The 17342-nt window shown below is 74.8% G+C and carries 20 protein-coding genes; 9 read left to right on the top strand and 11 right to left on the bottom strand.

Annotated features, from left to right (window positions below; genetic code table 11):
• Nucleotides 1-765 (top strand): SbcC/MukB-like Walker B domain-containing protein (locus MNZ39_RS18710; RefSeq protein ID WP_305037341.1); only part of this gene is annotated, 765 nt, incomplete at its 5' end.
• A gap of 136 nt (nt 766-901) precedes the next feature.
• Entirely contained in the window at nt 902-1219 is a 318-nt protein-coding gene (locus MNZ39_RS18715) for a DUF2171 domain-containing protein (protein ID WP_242340602.1), read from the top strand.
• 1 nt (nt 1220) lies between these two features.
• On the opposite strand, the gene MNZ39_RS18720 is transcribed toward MNZ39_RS18715, so the two are convergent.
• Entirely contained in the window at nt 1221-2726 is a 1506-nt protein-coding gene (locus MNZ39_RS18720; protein WP_242340603.1) for an ATP-binding protein, read from the bottom strand.
• Nucleotides 2727-3161: 435 nt separating this feature from the next.
• A complete protein-coding gene (locus tag MNZ39_RS18725) occupies nt 3162-3722 on the bottom strand; it encodes a MerR family transcriptional regulator (RefSeq protein ID WP_242340604.1) in 561 nt (186 codons plus the stop codon).
• A 160-nt stretch (nt 3723-3882) separates the two neighbouring features.
• On the opposite strand from MNZ39_RS18725, the gene ribA reads away from it, so the two are divergent.
• Entirely contained in the window at nt 3883-4539 is a 657-nt protein-coding gene (gene ribA, locus MNZ39_RS18730; RefSeq protein WP_242340605.1) for a GTP cyclohydrolase II, read from the top strand.
• 43 nt (nt 4540-4582) lie between these two features.
• Here ribA and MNZ39_RS18735 read toward each other — a convergent pair whose 3' ends face one another.
• From MNZ39_RS18735 to MNZ39_RS18765, 7 genes are all read right to left on the bottom strand, one after another.
• Nucleotides 4583-5365: an enoyl-CoA hydratase/isomerase family protein gene (locus tag MNZ39_RS18735; RefSeq protein ID WP_242340606.1), complete on the bottom strand. Its 783-nt coding sequence runs from the start codon at nt 5363-5365 to the stop codon at nt 4583-4585.
• 32 nt (nt 5366-5397) lie between these two features.
• Entirely contained in the window at nt 5398-6252 is an 855-nt protein-coding gene (locus tag MNZ39_RS18740) for a 3-hydroxyacyl-CoA dehydrogenase family protein (protein WP_242340607.1), read from the bottom strand.
• A 269-nt stretch (nt 6253-6521) separates the two neighbouring features.
• Nucleotides 6522-7082, bottom strand: coding sequence for a dual specificity protein phosphatase family protein (locus MNZ39_RS18745; RefSeq protein WP_242340608.1), 561 nt, complete (start codon nt 7080-7082; stop codon nt 6522-6524).
• Between the two features lie 54 nt (nt 7083-7136).
• Nucleotides 7137-7475, bottom strand: a complete 339-nt coding sequence (locus MNZ39_RS18750) for a hypothetical protein (protein ID WP_242340609.1) — start codon at nt 7473-7475, stop codon at nt 7137-7139.
• Complete coding sequence (locus MNZ39_RS18755) at nt 7472-7921, bottom strand: hypothetical protein (RefSeq protein WP_242340610.1); 450 nt, start codon at nt 7919-7921, stop codon at nt 7472-7474. Before MNZ39_RS18755 ends, MNZ39_RS18750 begins: the two co-directional genes overlap by 4 nt.
• Before the next feature lie 10 nt (nt 7922-7931).
• A complete protein-coding gene (locus MNZ39_RS18760; RefSeq protein WP_242340611.1) occupies nt 7932-9017 on the bottom strand; it encodes an Mrp/NBP35 family ATP-binding protein in 1086 nt (361 codons plus the stop codon).
• 58 nt (nt 9018-9075) lie between these two features.
• Nucleotides 9076-9465 (bottom strand): hypothetical protein, encoded by a 390-nt coding sequence (locus MNZ39_RS18765; protein WP_242340612.1) that lies wholly within the window; start codon nt 9463-9465, stop codon nt 9076-9078.
• Between the two features lie 94 nt (nt 9466-9559).
• Here MNZ39_RS18765 and MNZ39_RS18770 point away from each other — a divergent pair, with 94 nt between their 5' ends.
• Together MNZ39_RS18770 and MNZ39_RS25045 are read left to right on the top strand one after the other, a co-directional pair.
• Complete coding sequence (locus MNZ39_RS18770) at nt 9560-10504, top strand: magnesium transporter CorA family protein (protein WP_242340613.1); 945 nt, start codon at nt 9560-9562, stop codon at nt 10502-10504.
• On the top strand, nt 10495-11424 hold the full coding sequence (locus MNZ39_RS25045) for a DMT family transporter (protein ID WP_242340614.1): 930 nt from the start codon (nt 10495-10497) through the stop codon (nt 11422-11424). Before MNZ39_RS18770 ends, MNZ39_RS25045 begins: the two co-directional genes overlap by 10 nt.
• 18 nt (nt 11425-11442) lie before the next feature.
• Here MNZ39_RS25045 and rtcA read toward each other — a convergent pair whose 3' ends face one another.
• Nucleotides 11443-12561 carry an RNA 3'-terminal phosphate cyclase gene (gene rtcA, locus MNZ39_RS18780; RefSeq protein ID WP_242340615.1) on the bottom strand — a complete coding sequence of 373 codons (1119 nt, stop codon included), beginning with the start codon at nt 12559-12561 and terminating at the stop codon, nt 11443-11445.
• Between the two features lie 92 nt (nt 12562-12653).
• Between rtcA and MNZ39_RS18785 the strand changes: the two genes are divergently transcribed.
• The 4 genes from MNZ39_RS18785 (at nt 12654) to MNZ39_RS18800 (ending at nt 16908) form a co-directional block, all read left to right on the top strand.
• Nucleotides 12654-13892, top strand: coding sequence for an SLC13 family permease (locus MNZ39_RS18785; protein WP_242340616.1), 1239 nt, complete (start codon nt 12654-12656; stop codon nt 13890-13892).
• Nucleotides 13893-14006: 114 nt separating this feature from the next.
• A complete protein-coding gene (locus MNZ39_RS18790) occupies nt 14007-14666 on the top strand; it encodes an RNA polymerase sigma factor (protein WP_242340617.1) in 660 nt (219 codons plus the stop codon).
• Nucleotides 14663-15190, top strand: coding sequence for an anti-sigma factor (locus MNZ39_RS18795; protein WP_242340618.1), 528 nt, complete (start codon nt 14663-14665; stop codon nt 15188-15190). The genes MNZ39_RS18790 and MNZ39_RS18795 overlap by 4 nt, the downstream gene beginning before the upstream one ends.
• Nucleotides 15190-16908 carry an STN domain-containing protein gene (locus MNZ39_RS18800; protein WP_242340619.1) on the top strand — a complete coding sequence of 573 codons (1719 nt, stop codon included), beginning with the start codon at nt 15190-15192 and terminating at the stop codon, nt 16906-16908. Before MNZ39_RS18795 ends, MNZ39_RS18800 begins: the two co-directional genes overlap by 1 nt.
• A 72-nt stretch (nt 16909-16980) precedes the next feature.
• Here the strand turns inward: MNZ39_RS18800 and MNZ39_RS18805 are convergent.
• A partial coding sequence (locus tag MNZ39_RS18805; protein WP_242340620.1) for a HEAT repeat domain-containing protein occupies nt 16981-17342 on the bottom strand: 362 nt, incomplete at its 5' end.

The following is a 17342-nucleotide window of genomic DNA, read 5'->3' on the forward strand; positions in this document are numbered from 1 at the left end:
AAGGCGGCGGACGAGCGGGTCCGGAGGCTCGCGGCCGAGCTCGCCGGGACGGCGGCGCCCGAGCTCGCGGCGCTCGAGGCGGCGCGCTCGACCGCCGCCGGCGCGGCGCGGCTCGCGCGCGACGAGGGCGTCCGGCTCGAGAAGGACCTGGAGCGCCTGCGCGCGCTCGAGGCGCGCGTGGGGGAGCTCGACGCGCGGGCGGCGGTGGTCGCCCGCGAGCTCGCGGTGGCGGGCAAGGTCGCCGAGGTCGCCCGCGGGCACAATGCCCTCAACATGAGCCTGCAGCGGTTCGTGCTCGCGGCGCGGCTCGAGGAGGTCGCCGAGGCCGCCAGCCGGCGGCTGCTCCAGATGTCGCGCGGGCGGTTCCGGCTGCGCCACGACACCGCCGTCGCGCGCAAGAACCAGGCCTCGGGGCTCGCGCTCGTGGTGGAGGACGCCTGGACGGGCGTGACCGATCGCCCGGTGGGGGCGCTCTCGGGCGGCGAGAGCTTCCTCGCGAGCCTCGCGCTGGCGCTCGGGCTCTCCGACGTGGTCCTCCGCCGCTCGGGCGGCCTGCGCCTCGACGCGCTCTTCGTGGACGAGGGCTTCGGCGCGCTCGACGAGGACACGCTCGACGACGCGGTCCGGACGCTCGAGGACCTGCGCAAGAGCGGCCGGGTGGTCGGCGTCATCTCGCACGTCCCGGAGCTCAGGCGGCGCATCCCGGCGCGCATCGAGATCCAGCGGAAGGCCGAAGGCTCGGTCGCGGTCGTTCGCGCAGGGTGAGCGATCGCGCGGCCGGTCCGCTGCCTTGCGCCAGCACGGAGCGCCGGCCGGGCGGGCGGCCGCGCGCAGCGCCCACGATCGTGCGCGGCGGTATCCTGTGGTCGGGTCGGACGTGCTCGGACGCGGGAGGGGCGACATGGTCCACACGGGAGACTTGAGCGAGAACATGAAGGTGCGCGCGCGCGGCGGCGAGGTGCTCGGCACGATCATCCGGCTCGAGGACCGGAGCATCCTCGTGGAGAAGGGCGCCTTGATGAAGGACTACTCCGTGCCGCTCGAGCTCGTGGCCGAGGTCGTCGACGGAGACGCCTACCTGTCGATCACGGCCGACGAGGTCCGCGCCGGCGCGGGGTGGAAGTTCGCCTCCCGCACGCTCAGCGACGAGAGCTCCGAGTTCGCGCACGAGGGCCCGGAGCTGGCCATCGCCGACAACCTCCGGGAGCCGGGGGCTTGAACTAGGCGGGCCCGGCAGGCTCGCGGGGCGTGGCGTCGGGCGGCCCCGCGACGGGCAGCTCGACGCGGAACGTCGCCCCCGCGCCCGGGACGCTCTCCACCTCGATGCGTCCACCGAGCGCGCCGACGATCTCGCGCGTGATCCAGAGCCCGAGGCCGAAGCCGCCGTACCCGCGGGTGGCGCGCCCGCGCTCGAACCGCTCGAAGATGCGCTGCTGCTCTCCGCGAGGGATCCCCATCCCCTGGTCGGCCACCACGAGCCGGGCGAGGCGGCCGTCGGACTCGACGCGGACCGACACGGGCCTTCCTTCGCCGTACTTGAGCGCGTTCGAGACGAGGTTCGTCGCCACCTGCTCGAGCCGCAGCCGGTCCCAGCGCCCGGAGACGTCCCCGGCCGCCTCGACGTGGATGCGCGAGGGCGCCAGCTCCGCGTCGCCGCCGAGCCGGGAGACGACCTCGCGCGCGACCGCCGAGAGATCCACCGGCTCGAGCTCCAGCTGGAGCCGCGCCTCGTTCAGGCGCGACACGTCGAGGAGCGTGTCCACGAGCGCGGTGAGCCGGACGACCTGCCGCCGGATGGAGTCGGCCGTCTTCGCGAGCGGCGCGGCGACGCCCGCACGGGCGCGCAGGAGCGACTCGACCTGGAGCTGGAGCGAGGTGATCGGGGTCTTCAGCTCGTGCGACGCCATCGCCAGGAACGAATCTCGTGTGCGGACCGCCTCGGAGAGCTTGGTCACGTCGATGAACGCCGAGACGGAACCGCGGAGCCGGCCCAGGTCGTCGAAGATCGGCTCCGCGTTCCCCAGGATCGTGCGACGCGTCCCGTCCTCGAACGCGATCTCGAGCTCGATGTCCCGCGCCCTCGCTCCGGTGCGGGCCGCCGCCTGCGTGGGCAGCTCCTGGGGCGGGACCTCGCGCCCGTCCTTCAGCACGCGGAAATGGGGCGGCGGCCGGTCGCCGGTCTTGGACACGTTGCCGCCGGGCGCCATCCGGAGGAGCTCGTACGCGGCGCGGCTCCCGGTCATCTGCCGCGCCTCGGGGTCGTGGGCGATGAGGACGACGGCCGGGACCGCGTCCATGATGGCCTGCACCTCCGCCGCCCGCGCGCGCTCTCGCGCCTCGCTCTGCCGGAGCGTCTCCGCGGCCCGCTCGCGCTCGCGGAACCCGGCGCGCGCGGCCGAGCCGATGGCGGCGATCACCAGGGCGGTAGGGACGAACCAGGCGACGCCCAGGTGCGCGCTCGCGGGCGCCACGGCGGGCGCGCCGCCGGACACGAACGCGTACCCGAGCGCGGCCGAGAGCGCCACGGCGACGAGCCCGGCGACGAGCCCGCCGGCCCATGCGGCGAGCACCACCGCGAGCGTGAAGAGGACGTACGGAACACCGATGAACAGCTCGCGGAGCGACCACTCCAGGGAGAAGACCAGGAGCGGGAGTCCGGCCGCCACGCTCAGCGCCGCCGCGTCGGACAGCCGAGGGGGAGCAGGGATTCGGAACCGTTCGGCCATGGTCGATAGCCTCGCTGGCAACCGGGGTGGAGAGCCGTGCCGGCAGGCCCAGCGAGGGGGTCCGATCGTACCGGATTGGAGCGCTCGTGAGCGGCAGAGCAGGCAGCGGCAAGGAGTCCGAGGGGCCCACCGTGAGTCCGATAATGTAGATTATGGTAACTAGCCGGGCGGCCGGCCGGACGGTCCCGGACACGCTCGAGCCTGGGCTCAGTTCGGGTCTTGGGCGCGCTGCCCCGCGCCTTTCCGGTCTCTCCCCCGCCTTCCAGTTGCGCCTGATCCCGAGACCGCGCGCTCCTCGCCGCGAGCGGGTTCGACGAAGCCGCCGACGCGGATGCGGTCGAGCGGAAGCGCGCCGCCGTGGGCCCCCGCGCTAGCACCGAGCCGGCCGATCGGGTCCCGTCACGCCGTGGCGAGCCAGATCGGCGGGTCTCCGCCTCAGGTCCCCGAGGTCTTGCGGACAACGGCCGGCGGAACGGCCGCGCGGGCATGCTCCGCCTGCTCGGCGGCGACCGGCGGGTACGGATGGTGCCCGCAGCAGCCCTGCTGGCGCGCCAGCACGCGCACGATCCGCGGCGCCCCGGCCTCCTCGGCCACCGCGCACGGGCACTGCTCGACGCCCGCGGACGACAGCCGCTCCTGGATCGTCGAGAGCGCGTCGAGGAGCTCGCGCTTCACGCGCCGGAGCCGCTCGAGGCGACGCTGGGCCTGCTCGAGGTGGCCGGCCAGGACGGACTGGAACCGGATGGCGAACTCGGCCGCGCTGTGGCAGCCGGTCCGCAGCTCGAGGATCGAGCGGATCTCGCAGAGCGACAGCCCGAGCTCGCGCAGATCGGTGATGAGCCGGAGCCGCTCGAGATCGTCCTCGGTGTAGCGGCGGTGGCCGCCGTCGCTCACCACCGACGGCTTGAGCAGACCTTCCTCCTCGTAGAACCGGATCGTGCGGACCGTGTTGCCGGTCGCGCGCGCGAGGTCTCCGGATGAGAGGTCTGCGCCCATTCGAGGCTCGTCTAACGGCGCGCGCGCGCCGTGTCAACGCACACCCGGTCTCTCGTGACGGCCCCACGACGGGCCGGAGTTGGTCTTGACCGGCGTCACCGTACGGGATTATTCGACGCGGGATCCCGTCGCCTCGGGACACGTGGAGGTGCCGAAAGACATGGGCAACGTGGTGGCGGTGAAGGGCCGCACGCAGCGCAGCGAGAGCGTCTTCATCTACGCCGAAGCCCCCCTCCCCACCCATCGCGGGCTCTTTCGCACGGTGGTGTTCCGGGAACCGCAGAGCGGCGCCGAGCACGTCGCGATGGTCATGGGCGACGTCGGCGGCGAGAACGTCCCGGTGCGGATTCACTCCGAGTGCCTCACGAGCGAGGTGCTCGGGTCGCTCAAGTGCGACTGCCGCGCCCAGCTCGATCGCGCGCTGGATCTCATCGCCGAGCGCGGCCGCGGCGTGCTCCTCTACCTCCGCCAGGAGGGCCGCGGCATCGGGCTCGGGAACAAGATCCGCGCCTACGCGCTCCAGGCGCAGGGCCACGACACGTACGAGGCGAACCGGCTCCTCGGCTTCCCGGACGACCTGCGGACCTACGGAGTCGCCGCGGAGATGCTGCGGCTCCTGGGCGTCCGCTCGGTCGAGCTCGTGACGAACAACCCGCTCAAGGTCGCGGGCCTGCAGGAGGCGAACATCGCCGTCCGCGGCCGCATCCAGCTGCCCTCGCCGGCGAACCCGCACAACATCGGTTACCTGCGGGTGAAGCGCGAGCGGACCGGACACCTCATCGAGCTCGACGAGGATCCCACCGCCCGCGCGGGCTGAGCCGGTCCCGCGCGGCGCTCCTTCACGGCGGGGCGCGCGCGTCTCAGGCGCCGGTCCACTGCGCGGGGCGCTTCTCCAGGAAGGCCCGCATGCCCTCCTTCGCGTCCGCGCTCCCGAAGAGCGCCGCGAAGGCCTGCCGCTCGAGCTCGTTCGCGGTGCCGAGATCCGGCTCTGCGCCCCGCCGGAGCACCCGCTTCGCCTGACCGACGGCCACCGGCCCCTTCGCCGCGATCTTCCGCGCCTTCTCGCGGGCGTGCGCGAGCAGGTCCGCCGCCGGGACGACGTCGAGGACGAGGCCGATCGCCTTCGCCTGGGCGGCGTCGAGCTGATCGCCGGTGAGGACGATCTCGAGGGCGCGCATCACGCCCACGCGCCGCGCGAGCCGCTGCGTTCCGCCGAAGCCCGGGATGAGCCCGAGGTTCACCTCCGGCTGGCCGAAGCGCGCCCGGTCGCTCGCGTAGACCAGGTCGCACGCGAGCGTGACCTCGCAGCCGCCGCCGAGCGCGTAGCCGTTCACCGCGGCGACGGTCGGGATCGGCAGCCGCTCGAGCCGCTCGAGCACGTCGTGCGCCGACTCCGCGAAGCGCCGCGCCTCGATGGGCCCCATCGTCGACATGGCCGCGATGTCGGCGCCGGCGATGAACGCCTTGTCGCCCGCCCCCGTCAGCACGATCGCCCGCACCCCCGCGTCCGCCTCGACCGCGCGCACGACGTCCGCGAGCTCCTCGATCGTCCGGGTGCTCATCGCGTTCAGGACCTTCGGACGGTTGAACGTCAGCGTGCCGATGCCGTCCTGCACATCCCACAGGAGGTTCTCGTAGGTCATGGTCGTCTCCAGCGGCCGCGGGCGGCGGGGCGTCAGGCGTCGTACCGGTAGAAGCCGCGACCGGACTTGCGGCCGTACCACCCCGCCGCGACGTACTGGCGGAGCAGCGGCGCGGGCCGGTACTTGTCGTCGCCGAGCTCCCGGTGCAGCACCTCGGCGATGTAGAGGCAGGTGTCGAGGCCGATGAAGTCGGCGAGCGTGAGCGGGCCCATCGGGTGGTTGAGCCCCAGCTTCACGCCGGTGTCGATGTCCTCGGGCGACGCGAGCCCCTCCTGCAGGGCGAAGCACGCCTCGTTGAGGAGCGGGATGAGGATCCGGTTCACGATGAAGCCGGGCGCGTCCTTGGACGTGACGGTCGTCTTGCCGAGCTTCTTCGCGAGCGCCACGACCGTGGCGTAGGTCTCGTCGGAGGTCTGGAGCCCGCGGATGATCTCGATGAGCTGCATCACCGGCGGCGGGTTCATGAAGTGCATGCCGATGAACTGGCCGGGGCGCTTCGTCGCCGCGGCGAGCGCGGTGATCGAGATGGAGCTCGTGTTCGAGGCGAGGATCGCGTGCGGCGGCAGGAGCGCGTCGAGCTTGCGGAAGAGCTCCGTCTTCACGCCCTGGTTCTCGACGATCGCCTCGATGGCGAGATCCGCCCCGGCGCAGTCCTCGAGGCTGGCGGCGGGCTTGATGCGGCCGAGGATCGCGTCCCGGTCGGCGACCGCGATCTTCCCCTTCTCGACGAGCTTGCCGAGCGTCCCCCCGAGCTTCTCCACCGCCTTGCGGGCCAGCTCCGGCGCGGCGTCGCCGAGCACGACGGAGAGCCCCGCCTGCGCCGCCACCTGCGCGATGCCCGACCCCATCTGCCCTGCCCCGATGACCGCGATTCGCTCGATGGCCATGCGTCCCTCCGTGGTGCAGGCCGCCGTCCAGGAGGCGGTCCCGCCGTCTTGTGGATGAGCGGGCCGAGCGTGTTCCGAATGGGCTGGTGGAGGCGAGACCTCAGGCGGGGCGCGCCGGCAAGAAAACCGCCCGGTCCAGGCGTGTTCCGCGGGTGGGCGCCGCTCCGACCGTCCCGTCAGGACGGCGGGAACCGTCCGCCGCGCAGCGCGTCACGGGCGCGGGCGGCCTGGGTGCGCCGTCCGCGAGCGGTTCCCGAAGAACAGCACCGCTACCCCGCGCGCGAGGACGCGGCGCGCGCCTCCTCGCGCGAGGCATGGGCGCGGAGGTGCCGGTAGGCGATCGCCGCGAGCTCGTCGAAGGTGGGTACCGGAAAGTCCGCGTCGTGCGCGGCGCGGTGCCACTCGCAGAAGGCCAGGAACGCCTCGAGCTGCTCCGGGCTGGGCGAGATCACCGGCCGGGCGTCCTTGGCGCGCGAGAGCGCCTCGAGCGGCGGGTGCCCGCGGGCCACCAGCACGCACAGGGCGAGCAGCGCGCTCCGGCCGATGCCGTACTGACAGTGTATGAGGACGCGCTCGCCGCGCGCGAGCGCGCCCGTCACGAAGGCCACGCCGTCCCGGATCATGCGCTGCGAGATGGCGCGCGTGTCCTGGGTCGGGAGGTGCAGGAGCCGGATGCCGTGGAGCGCGAGGACCGCCTCGTCGTCGCACGCCTCCACGCGGACGTCGACGACCTGGGTGATCTCGTGCTCCTGGGCGAGCCGGGCGGCGGCCCCCATCGGGAAGTGCGCACCCAGCGCGAGCCCGTCCGCGACGAAGTGCAGGTCGATCATCTCCACCAACCTGGGCAGGCCCGCGCGCCCCGGCACGCGGCGACGACGGCCCCGCTATCGCCCCAGGGGGAGGACGATCGTGCCCTCCTCCTCGACGTCGAGCGTGCGCTCGCCGGAACGTGCCCCCGCCGGGCCGGTGGCGCGCCAGGCGAGCGCGTACGCTCCCCGCGGCAACCGCAGGGCATGGCGGACCTGCCGCTCGGGGCCGCTCACGCGGAACTCGGCGTGGCGCACGAGCGCGTCGCCGCGCCGGAGGTCGACCTCGAGGGCGGTGGTCCCGGGGGCGTCCCCGAGGTCGTAGACGAGGACCACGTCGCGCGGTGACGACGAGAAGAGGAACACCCCGACCGCCAGCGCGCCGAGGAGCGCGACGAGCCGCGCCGCGCGCTTCACCGCTTGGCCTTGCGCCGCGCCCGCTTGCCCCTCGTCGCGGCGGTCTTCACCTCCGCGCGCGGCGCGCCTTCCGCGTCGGGCCGGACGCGGATCTCCATCTTCACCTCGATGGTGCGGTCGGCGAGCGCGTTCAGGAACTCCCGGCGCAGCGCCTCGGACTGCAGGAAGCCGCGGATCTCGTCGCCCACCGCGCGGAGGATCTCGTCCTTCGCGGCGTGGGCCTGGTTCCCGACGAAGGCGATCACGTCCTTCGGCAGCTTCCAGTCGCGCGCGAGCCGGCGCGCCCCCTCCTCCCCCATGAAGACGGCGCCGACGCCCGCGAGGATGGCCTTCTTCACCGCCTCCGGGATGAGCCCGCGCGACCCGGCGGCGTCGCCGCCCCCCTCGAGCTCGAGGTCGTCGGGCGCGAAGCCCTCGTCGTCACCCTGCGGCGGCGGTCGCTCCATGGAAGCCTCTTCAGGCGCGCTGCTGCGCGCCGATGACCGGCAGGCGCGGCGCCTTCAGGATCTGCGTGCTCACCGCGCCCGCGACGTTCTTCGCGACGGCGAGGAGCGCCGCCGCCTGCGGGCTGTCGGGCTGGCCGACGACGATCGGCACGCCCTTGTCGCCGCCCTCGCGGATGGCGAGGTCGATCGGCACGTCGCCGAGGAAGCGGATGCCCATCTTCTCCGCAGCCGTCCGCGCGCCGCCCTTGTCGAAGATGGCGGTCTCGGTGCGGCAGTGCGGGCAGACGAAGGCGGACATGTTCTCGACGAGCCCGAGCACGGGGATCGAGACCTTGTCGAACATGAGCTTCGCGCGGATGACGTCCGCGAGCGCGAGGTCCTGCGGCGTCGAGACGAGCACGACGCCCGCCGCGCGGATGTTCTGCGCCAGCGTGAGCGGGATGTCGCCGGTGCCCGGCGGGAGGTCCAGCACGAGGTAGTCGAGCTCGCCCCAGTTCACGTCGCGCAGGAGCTGGATGAGCGCGCCGGTCACCATCGGTCCGCGCCAGATGAGCGCCTGGTCGGGGTCGATGAGGAACCCGATCGACATCACCTTCATGCCGTGCGCCGTGAGCGGCTCGAGCCGCTGGCCGTCCTTCGAGGTGGGGCGCTCGGTGACGCCGGTGAGGATCGGGATCGACGGACCGTAGATGTCCGCGTCGAGGATGCCGACCTTGGCGCCGGTGCGGGCGAGGCCGGCGGCGACGTTCACCGCCACCGTGCTCTTGCCGACGCCCCCCTTCCCCGCCCCGACCAGGATGATGTTCTTCACGCCCGGCGTGAGCTGCGCCTGGGAGACCCCCGGCGCGGAGCGGACCTGGGCGCCCCAGGACAGCTCCACGCGGCGGAAGCCCGCGCCCTCGAGCGCCGCCTTCACGTCGCGCCCGATGGTGTCCTTGAGCGGGCAGGCCGGCGTGGTGAGCTCCACCTTGAGCCGCACGGCGTCGCCCTCCACCGCGACGTCCTTCACCATCCCGAGCGACACGAGGTCGCGGTGAAGCTCGGGGTCCATCACCTTGCGGAGGGCGTCGAGGGCGGTCTTGGGGTCGAGCGGCATGGGAGCGCCTTTATAGCCGCCACCCGAGGGCTTCTCAACGCCGCGTGGCGCCGCTCCGTCACTCCAGCGCGTCGACCTTCCAGCCCCCGTCCTCCAGGACCACCACCGCGGCGTGATCCCCCCCGAGCGGGAGCCGGGCCACCCTGCCTTCCCGGACGAGTGGCGACCCCGCGTCGAGCGCCGAGAGGGCGCGCGCCGCCGCCTCGCGCCCGGCCGGCCCCGCGCCGGCGAGGTCCTGGGCGAGGCGGCGCGGCGTGTACGCCTGGCGCCAGCGGGCGGAGAGGAGCGCGTGCGCCGCCTCGAACCGACCGCCGGCGAGCGCCGTGGCGAACGCGCGGAGCGCGGCGTCCGGCGCGTCGGCCCGGGTGGCACGGGCCGCCCGGCCGCCGGCACAGCCGAGCGCCGCGGCGACGACCAGGGTGCCGAGGATGACGAGGAGCCGGCGCACGAGCGCCTCGCTTACACCATCGCGCGGCGGCCCGCCATGGGATGCTAGGCTGCGCCCGGTGCGCGGGCCGTGGCCAGCGCGGGGAGGCGAGCGCGTGCGGGTGCTGCGGTGGGACGAAGGACGCGTGCGGGCCGGCGGGCGCGAGCTCGTCGAGCCGGGCGCGCGGCTGTGGATCGACGCCGGGCCGGACCCCGAGACGCTCGCCTTCCTGGGCGAGACGTTCGGGTTCCACCCGCTCGCCCTGGAGGACTGCGCGCACGAGGATCAGCGGCCCAAGTACGAGCCCTTCCCCGGTAGCCTCTTCTGCGTCGTCCACCGGGTCATCCCCTCGGCCGACGAGAGCGAGGTCCTCTCCCACGAGCTGCACGCGTTCCTCACCGCGGACGCGCTCGTGACGGTCCACGCGGTCCCCATCGCCGAGGTGGACAAGGTGTTCGCCCGCTGCGCCGGCGAGCCGGCGCTGCTCGAGCGCGGGCCGGACTTCGCCCTCTACCTCGTGCACGACGCCGTCACGGACGTGCACTTCGCGCTCGTGGACGCGCTCACCGAGGAGGTCGAGGCGCTCGCGGACCTGACGTCCGAGCCCGACGGCGGCGCGATGGACGAGGACGTGCTGCCGCGGATCGTCGCCGCGCGCCGGGCGCACGGGCACCTCCGCCGCCGCCTCGCGCCCCAGCGCGAGGTGTTCGCCGCGCTCGCCCGCCCCGGCCAGCCGTTCGTGCGGGACGCGACGGCGGTCTACTTCCGCGACGTGGTCGATCACGCCGTGCGGCTCGCGGAGGAGGTGGACACCGGCCGCGATCTCCTCGCCTCCACGATGGAGGCCTACCTGTCGCGCACCAACAACCGGCTCTCGGCGCTCACCGCCCGCCTGACGCTCGTCGCGACCATCTTCCTCCCGCTCAACTTCGTCGCCGGCTTCTTCGGGATGAACCTCCAGATCATCCCGCCGCGGGTCGCGGCGCCGCTCGTGCTCGTGCTCGTCGCCGCGACCCCGCTCGCGCTGTGGGCGATCTTTCGCCGGAAGCGGTGGCTGTGACGCGGCCGGATCGCCACGGGGCGGCTCAGCTCGGCGCTGCGCTCGCGGTCCTCTCGGCGGCCGCGCTCTTCGGCACGACGGGGACCGCGCAGGCGCTGGGGCCCGGCGGCACGACGCCGCTCGGGGTCGGGGCGGTGCGGCTCGCCATCGGCGCGGTCGTGCTCGCCGCCGTCGCCCTCGCGGGAGGATCGGCGCGGCGCCCGCGGTGGCGGTCGCACGCCGCGGCCCTCGCGATCGGCGGGGTCGCGGTGGCCGCGTACCAGCTTGCCTGGTTCGCGGGCCTTCGCCGCACGGGCGTGACGCTGGGGACGATCGTGGGCATCGGGAGCGGCCCGGTGTTCGCGGGGCTCTTCCACCTGACGCGAAGGGCCGGCGCGCTCTCGCGCGCGTGGGTGCTCGGGACCGGGCTCACCGTCGCCGGGGCCGCGCTGCTCGCCGCCCACGGCGCGGCGGACGGCGCGCCTCCGGACGCGGTGGGGCTCTGCCTCATGCTGGGCGCCGGCCTCAGCTACGCCGTCTACGCGCAGGCCGCGAAGCACGCGATGGACGCCGGCCTCCACCCCGCGCAGGCGATGGCCGGGGTCTTCGGGGTGGGGGCGCTGCTCATGGCGCCGCTCCTCTCGCGCGAGCCGATGGCCTGGCTCGCCAGCCCGCGGGGGAGCGCGATGGCGCTGCACCTCGGCGTGCTCACCGTGGGCCTGGCGTACTGGCTCTACGGCAAGGGATTGCGCCGGCTGGCCGTGCCCACCGTGGTGACGCTCACGCTCGCGGAGCCCCTCACCGCCGCGGTCCTGGGCGTGGGCGTGCTCGGCGAGCGGCTCGGGCCCATGGGCTGGGTCGGGGCGGCGGCGATCGCGCTCGGCCTCGCCGTCGCGGGCCGCGGCGACCGCGCGCGAGTGACCGAGGCGCTGCCCGCGTGAGGCGCGCCGGGGCTCGCGCTACCCCGAGGTGAGGGGCACGACCTCGGCCGCGCCGCCGGCGGGCTGCACCCGCACCTCGCCCTCCCCCTCCTGACCCTCGACGATGGCGATCTCGACGTCGAGGAAGCGCCGGATGATCGCGGCGTTCGTGGTGAGGTGCTTCGTCACTCCGTCCACGGTGTAGCGCGTGACCGGGACGATGCCTGGCGGCGACGGCACGAGCCCGGCGGCGAGGAGCGCCGCGGGGAGCAGGAGCTGATCCCCGAGGTGGCGGTCCACTGCGGCCCCGCCCGTGAGGTACGCGCGGAAGCCGCCCACCGCCTCCTCCGCGATCTGCTCCGGGGAGCGCTCGCGCGCGCTCACCGCCCCGTGGCCGGCCCGGGCGCGCTGGAAGGTGGAGACGACGAGCACGTGGCCCCCGCGCGACGCGCGCGAAGGCATGGGCACCCGCTCCGCCTGCGCGGCGATGCCCGCCTCGCGCAGGAGCCGCAGCGCGCGCGCCGCCTGCCGCTCGGCGACGTCGAACCCGAGGCCGCAGACCATCGAGACGACCTCGACGTCCTGCAGGGTCCCCCGGTGACGCAGGTCGAGCGGGGGCATCGGGTGGGCCGGCTCCACCCGCGCGGTGAACTCGCCGCCGCCCTCCGGGTAGAACCCCGCGGCCTGGAGCGCGAGCTCGAACCGGAACCCGAGCCGCGCGACGGCCGGCGCCCACACGAGCGCGAGGTAGTGGAAGCTCGGCGCGTGGTCCTGGTGCGTGCCGCCGCGGAGCGTGAGCGTCGAGCTCTTGCCCGCGAGCGCGAGCGGCCAGCACACGGTCTGGAAGAGGAGCGGAGTCGAGCCGGCGGTGCCGATGTCGAACGCCCAGTCGCCCGCCTGCACCGGCCGCCGCGGGTGGAACTCGAGCCGCTCCGAGCCGACCTCGTCGCCGGCGAGCCGCGCGTCGCACAGGCGCGCGACCGCCCGGGCGGCCTCGCGGTGCTGCGGGCGGAGGCCCGGCTTCTCGCGGTTCGCGCGGATCCGATCGATCGCGAACGGCTTCCCGGTGATCGCGGAGACCGAGAGCGCGGTGCGGAGGATCTGGCCGCCGCCCTCGCCGGTGCTGCCGTCCAGGACGATCGGGAGATCGGGGGGCACGGCAGCAATGTAGCCCTTGCGTGGCGCGCCGAGCGAGTTCGCGCGGGGCCTCGCCTCGACCCGGCGGGGGACTCCCGTGGTAAGTACGTGCCGTGGTCGCCGCCGTCGCCGTGTTCTCCGTGACGTACGTGGCGGTCGCCGCGGGTCGCCTGCCGTTCCTGTCGCTCGATCGGCCGGCCGCGGCGCTGCTCGGTGCCGTGCTGATGGTCGCCTCCGGCGTCCTGACGCCCGGCGAGGCGGGCGGCGCGGTGAACGGGGACACCCTCGGCCTGCTGCTCGGGATGATGCTCCTCTCGGCGTATCTCGCGGAGGCGCGCTTCTTCCGCTGGACGAGCTTCCGGATCCTCGGCGCGGTCCGCACGCCGAGGTCGCTCCTGTGGGCGGTCGTCTTCGCCGCGGGGACCCTCTCGGTGCTGCTCGTGAACGACACGGTGTGCGTGATGGTCACGCCCATCGTGCTCTCGGTCGTCGAGGACGCCGAGCTCCCGCCCCTGCCGTACCTGCTCGCGCTCGCCTTCGGCTCGAACGCGGGCTCGGTCGCGACCCTGACCGGCAACCCGCAGAACATGATCGTCGGGACGCTGTCGGGGATCTCCTACGCCCGCTTCGCGGCCGCGCTCGCGCTCCCGGCGCTCGCGTCGCTCGTCGTCGTCGCGCTCGTCCTCGAGCGCGTCTTCCGCGAGGACCTGCCGCGCCGCGTGCTCGCGCCGACCCGGGTCGCGGCCCCCGAGCTCGACAGGCCGCTCCTCGCCCGCGCCCTCCTCGCCACCGCCCTCGCGGTGGCGGGCTTCCTGGCGGGCTTCCCCCTCGCCTGGACCGCGCTCTTCGCCGCCGCGCTCTGCATGGCCGTCGCCGGGCGCGCGCCGCGCGAGGCGCTCCAGCGCGTCGACTGGCCGCTGCTCGTGTTCTTCGCGGGGCTCTTCGTCGTGGTGGCCGGGATCGGGAAGGCGGGCATCGCGTCGCGGATGTTCGACCTCATCGTCCCCGCGCTCGGCCATGACGCCGTCCGGCAGTCGGCCGTGTTCTCGCTCTTCACGGTCGGGGCGTCGCAGGTCGTCTCGAACGTCCCGTTCGTGCTGCTCGCGGGCGAGTGGATCCCGCGGCTCGCCGAGCCGCGCCTGGCGTGGCTCGCGACCGCGCTCGCCGCCACGCTCGCCGGCAACCTGACGGTGCTCGGATCGGTCGCGAACCTGATCGTCCTGGAGCTGGCGGGCTCCCGGGCGGGCATCGGCTTCTGGCGCTTCTTCCGGATCGGCGCGCTGGTCACGGCCGCGACGCTCACCGTGTCCTTCGCGATCCTGCTCGGAGAGCGAGCGCTCGGGCTCGTCTGAACGCAAGCGTCCGGATCGACTGAGGTTTACCGGGAGGACGCCCGGAGGCGCGCCCACCACCCGCCCGGGCGGGCCTGCGCGAAATAGAAACCCGCGCGATCCGTAGGGTTCTTCATGATTGCGGCCGCGGCGCTCGCCGATCTAGGTTTCGCCCTCTCGTGGCAGGTGGAGGAGCGCTCGTTGGCGCCACCGGTGGTGACCGGCGAGGCCGCCCTGACGCGCTCGGCCGCGAAGGGCGACCGCAAGGCCTTCGGCCAGCTCGTCGACGCGCACAAGCGCGCCGTGTACGGGCTCTGCTTCCGCCTGCTGCGCGAGCCCGAGGAGGCGCGCGACGCCGCCCAGGAGGCCTTCGCGCGCGCCTACGCGGCGCTCTCCACCTATGACGCCGCCCAGCCGTTCGTCCCGTGGGTGCTCCGCATCGCGCGCAACCACTGCCTCGACGTCCTGCGCCGGCGCCTGCCGGACACCCAGCGCGTCGAGCTCGACGCCGAGCCGGACGAGGGCGCGCCGCGCGAGCTCGCCGATCCGGCCGCCGTCCGTGCCGACGACGCGCTCGAGCGGCGCCAACTCGCGGGCGCGCTCGAGGCGGCGGTCGCGGCGCTGCCCCAGAACTACCGCGAGGTCGTGCACCTCTTCCACGTCGAGCACCTCTCCTACAAGGAGATCGCGGCCACGCTCGACGTCCCCCTCGGCACCGTGATGACCTGGCTCCACCGCGCGCGCGCCCGCCTCAAGGAAGCGCTCGCGGAGCCGGGCGCGGAGAACCTGCGATGAGCCTCTTCGACGGACACCTCACGGACGCCCAGGCCCAGCGGATGGTCGACGGCGCGCTGCTCGAGCCCGAGACGGCCTCGGTCGAGCGGCACGTGGCGGAGTGCCCCGAGTGCCAGGCGGCGGTCGAGTCGTACCGGATGCTCGCGATCGCGCTCGAGGACCTCGAGGTCCCCCCGCTCCCCGCCGACTTCACGGTGGGCGTCCTCGCCCGCATCGACGCGGCCGAGCGCGCCGCCGCCCGCGAGCGGCGCTGGGCGCTCGGCATCCTCGCCGGCGTCGCCCTCGCGACGATCGTCGCGTTCGTCGCGGCCGGCGCCCGGGCCTGGGCGCCCTCCGTCTCCGGCGTCGCCGAGCGGCTCGGTGACGTCGCGCTCGCCGTCCGCGTCGGCGCCGGGTTCCTCCCGGCGCTCGTCGGCGTCTTCCGCCTGCAGATCATCCTCGTCGCGGCCGTCGTCGCGATCCCCCTCCTCGTCGCCCTCGCGCGCCTGATGCCCGCGCCCGAGGCGCGGGCCGAGGTCGCCTGATGGAGACCCCCATGCTCGCGCTCCTGCTCGCCGCCCTGGTCTTCCAGCCCTCCCCGGAGACGCCCTCCGCGCCTCCCCCGCCGGCCGCCGCCCGCCCCGGCGCCGAGCTCCCGGCGCCGCCGGTGCCGGCCCGTCCCGGCGCGGCGCCGAGGCCCCCGGCCCGTCCGTCGGCACGCCCCACTCCGCCCCTCCCCGCGCTCCCGCCGCCGACCGGCGCCGCCGATCCGCTCGTCGGCGAGTGGCCCGCCGAGCCGTCCGGCAAGCACGTCACGATCTCGGACACGGTCTCCCTCGACGACGCGCTCGAGAAGATCGCCGACGCGGCGGGCTGGAACCTCGTCCTCAACACGGGTCGGACCGGCAACATCCAGCTCGTCCTGAAGCTCCGCGACGTGCCGGTCGAGGACGCGCTGCGCGCCGCCCTGAGCGGCACGCTCCTCGAGGCGTCGCGCCGGCGCAACACGGTCGTGGTCGCGCCGTCGAGCGGCCCCGTCGCGCGGCAGCCCACGCTCGTGGGGTTCGAGAAGCCGAGCGGGAAGCGCTTCACGGGCGAGTTCGAGGAGACCGACGTCGACGACGCGCTCCGGCAGGTCGCCGCCGCGGGTGGGCTCTCCATCGTCATCCCGCCGGGCGTCCGCGGCGAGGTGTCCGGGGTGTTCAACGCGACGCCGGTGGAGGAGGCGCTGCGGGCGGTGCTCGATCAGGCCGGGCTCGCGGCGGAGCTGCAGGGCGGCGTCGTGGTGGTGCGTGCGCAGCCCCTCGGCGGGTTCGCCGGCATCGGCGCGGAGGCGCGCCGCACGGCCGAGCGCGCCATCCGCGACGCCAGGCGCGAGTGGGACGACGGGCGCGAGACCGGGCAGGACGCCCGCGACCGCGTCGAGAACGGCGACGTCACGATCCACCCGGGCGAGGAGGTCCGCGACGTCGTCGCCATCCGCGGGAACGTGCGCCTCGAGCCGGGCTCGACCGCGCGCAACGTCGTCGCGGTGCTCGGCGGCGTGAAGCTCGAGGCCGGCGCCACCGCGAGGGAGGTGACGGCCGTGCTGGGGAGCGTCGAGCTCGGCCCGGGCGCGGTGGTGGAGCGGAACGCGACCGCCGTCGGCGGGTCCGTGAAGCCCGATCCGCACGCGACCATCGGGGGCGACCAGACGAGCGTCTCGGTCCCCGGGCTCCCGGGGATCGGCGGGATGTTCGGATCGAGCCTCCTCTTCGGTGGCCGCGAGTCGGTGCTCTGGTCCGTCGGCCAGGTGCTCGCGAAGTTCGCCCTCTTCTTCGCGCTCGGGCTCCTCGTGGTCGCGCTCTTCCCGCGCCGCGTCGACGCCGTCGCCGAGGCGATGCTCGCGAGCCCGTGGAAGTCGATCCTCACGGGCCTGCTCGGCCTCGTCGCGACGCCGGTCCTCGCGCTCCTGCTCGTGGTGACCATCATCGGCATCCCGCTCGTCGCGGTGCTCGCCCTGCTCGTCCTCGCGGCCGGGGTGCTCGGGTTCACGTCCCTCGCCATCCACGTCGGCCGCTCGATCCCGCTCCCGCAGCAGCGCAGCGCGTGGGTCCTGCAGCTCGCGATCGGCACCGCGATCGTCGTGCTGGTGACGGCCGTGCCGTTCCTCGGCGGGCTCGTCTGGATCGCCGCCGCCCTCGTCACCTTCGGCGCCGCGCTCCGGACGCGGTTCGGGCAGCAGAGGCCGGTGCTGCCGACGACGATGGCGCCCGGGATCTGACGGGGCAGCGTGGAGCTGCGTCCCCGGCCCGCCGGCGGCGGACCGCCGGGCGCGCCGTTCGCGAGGCCAGGTCTACGGCCGGGGGCGCGGCGCGCCCGACGGGAGCTTCGCGAGCGCCTCGACCGCGGCGCGGCGGACCCGGCCGTAATAGTCGCTCCGCAGCGCCTCGAGCCGCCCGGAGGCGGGCTCGTAGGCGAGCTTCCCCAGCGCGCGCGCTGCGGCGGCGCGGACCTCGGGACGATCGTTCGTGAGCTGCGCGGCGATGACGGGCGCCGCGTCGCGGGCGCCGAGGGCGGCGAGCGCGTCGATCGCCTGCGCTCGCGCCGGAGCGTCGGGACGGGCGAGGTAGGCCGCGAGGGGCGCCGCCGCCCCGGGCGCGCCGCTCCTCGCGAGGGCCTCGGCGGCGCTCGCCGCGGCGGGACCGTCGAGGAGCC

Origin of the sequence: Anaeromyxobacter sp. SG66 (assembly GCF_022690805.1) — a bacterium.
Lineage (GTDB): Bacteria > Myxococcota > Myxococcia > Myxococcales > Anaeromyxobacteraceae > Anaeromyxobacter > Anaeromyxobacter soli.

Excerpts from the sequence above, each read along its gene's own strand:
- MNZ39_RS18795 (WP_242340618.1), top strand. The coding sequence starts at position 14,663 with ATGAGCCTCTTCGACGGACACCTCACGGACGCCCAGGCCCAGCGGATG.
- MNZ39_RS18800 (WP_242340619.1), top strand. The coding sequence starts at position 15,190 with ATGGAGACCCCCATGCTCGCGCTCCTGCTCGCCGCCCTGGTCTTCCAG.
- MNZ39_RS18740 (WP_242340607.1), bottom strand. The coding sequence starts at position 6,252 with ATGGCCATCGAGCGAATCGCGGTCATCGGGGCAGGGCAGATGGGGTCG.
- MNZ39_RS18790 (WP_242340617.1), top strand. The coding sequence starts at position 14,007 with ATGATTGCGGCCGCGGCGCTCGCCGATCTAGGTTTCGCCCTCTCGTGG.
- MNZ39_RS18735 (WP_242340606.1), bottom strand. The coding sequence starts at position 5,365 with ATGACCTACGAGAACCTCCTGTGGGATGTGCAGGACGGCATCGGCACG.
- ribA (WP_242340605.1), top strand. The coding sequence starts at position 3,883 with ATGGGCAACGTGGTGGCGGTGAAGGGCCGCACGCAGCGCAGCGAGAGC.
- MNZ39_RS18755 (WP_242340610.1), bottom strand. The coding sequence starts at position 7,921 with ATGGAGCGACCGCCGCCGCAGGGTGACGACGAGGGCTTCGCGCCCGAC.
- MNZ39_RS18760 (WP_242340611.1), bottom strand. The coding sequence starts at position 9,017 with ATGCCGCTCGACCCCAAGACCGCCCTCGACGCCCTCCGCAAGGTGATG.
- MNZ39_RS18715 (WP_242340602.1), top strand. The coding sequence starts at position 902 with ATGGTCCACACGGGAGACTTGAGCGAGAACATGAAGGTGCGCGCGCGC.
- MNZ39_RS18720 (WP_242340603.1), bottom strand. The coding sequence starts at position 2,726 with ATGGCCGAACGGTTCCGAATCCCTGCTCCCCCTCGGCTGTCCGACGCG.
- MNZ39_RS18745 (WP_242340608.1), bottom strand. The coding sequence starts at position 7,082 with ATGATCGACCTGCACTTCGTCGCGGACGGGCTCGCGCTGGGTGCGCAC.
- MNZ39_RS18725 (WP_242340604.1), bottom strand. The coding sequence starts at position 3,722 with ATGGGCGCAGACCTCTCATCCGGAGACCTCGCGCGCGCGACCGGCAAC.